This is a genomic window from Chloroflexaceae bacterium (genome assembly GCA_025057155.1).
Classification (GTDB): Bacteria; Chloroflexota; Chloroflexia; order Chloroflexales; family Chloroflexaceae; genus JACAEO01.
The window spans coordinates 1-981 of record JANWYD010000051.1 but is presented as its reverse complement, the minus strand read 5'-3'; the positions used below and the strand labels follow the sequence as shown (position 1 = coordinate 981).

Annotated in this window: 2 protein-coding genes; one reads left to right on the top strand and one right to left on the bottom strand. The window is 64.4% G+C overall.

The genetic code is table 11. The annotated features are described in order from the left end of the window. Positions 1 to 255, bottom strand: a 255-nt coding sequence (locus tag NZU74_20170; protein MCS6883646.1) for a hypothetical protein, incomplete at its 3' end; no start/stop codon positions are given. Between the two features lie 319 nt (positions 256 to 574). On the opposite strand from NZU74_20170, the gene NZU74_20165 reads away from it, so the two are divergent. Beyond that, the coding region (locus tag NZU74_20165; GenBank protein ID MCS6883645.1) for an RNA methyltransferase at positions 575 to 981 on the top strand (407 nt) is incomplete at its 3' end.

Here is a 981-nt window from a genome sequence, read left to right as displayed (position 1 = left end):
GTGCAGCGCCACGTGCGGGAACTCCAGCATGACCTCGCGCAGTTTGGGCGCGATGCCGGTGTACGGCACGAGGACGGCGCGCAGCTGCGGACTGGCGCTGAGGTGCGCCCGCTCCGCCGAGCCGGCCACCAGCAGGTGCGTATCCGGCGGGACCTCCGCGCCGTCGGTCAGCCGGATGTCCGGGCTGAGCTGCGCGCGCAGGGCCTCAATGACGGTTGGTTCAAAAGCTTCGAGGAGGTGGACGTTAAGGGTCATGCGACTATTGAACCGCAAGGCGGGCCGGAATGCAACACACCCCCACGGCGGACGTGCACGCAGAGGTTGTTAGGGAACGTGCCCGCCCTTTCGATCGCCGCTTCGGTTTCGCTCAGCGTCCGCTCTCAGGGTGCGGCTGACATGTTTTGCGTGCACCCTCACGGCGGGAAAATCGGGCAGGTAAAATCAATCCGTCATGGCCGATCCAAAATCCCAAATCCAAAATCCAAAATCACAACACTCCAATCGCAAATCTCCAACCCTCACTAATCCTCGCAACCCGGACATCAAACAGGCGCGCCGGTTGCAGCAGCGCAAGGTGCGCGATGAGACCGGGCTGTTCCTCGTCGAGGGCATTCGGCATGTGGGCGAGGCGGTGGCCGCCGGCGCGCACATCGCCTACTTCTGCTACGCGCCCGATCTGCTCAAGAGCGAGTTCGCCTATGACCTGCTGGAGAAGCAGCGCCGCGCCGGCGCGCGCGTCTATGCCCTGGCGGCCGATGTCTTCCGTTCCATCGCCGATAAGGAGAACCCGCAGGGCATCCTGGCCGTTGTCAAACGTCACCAACTTCAGCTTGCCGACCTGCAACCTGCCACACACCCCTGGCTCGTTGCGCTCGTTTCGCCGCAGGACCCCGGCAACATCGGCGCGGTAATGCGGACGATTGACGCCGTAGGTGCAAGCGGCCTGATTCTGCTCGACGGCGGCGCAGACCCCGGTCACCC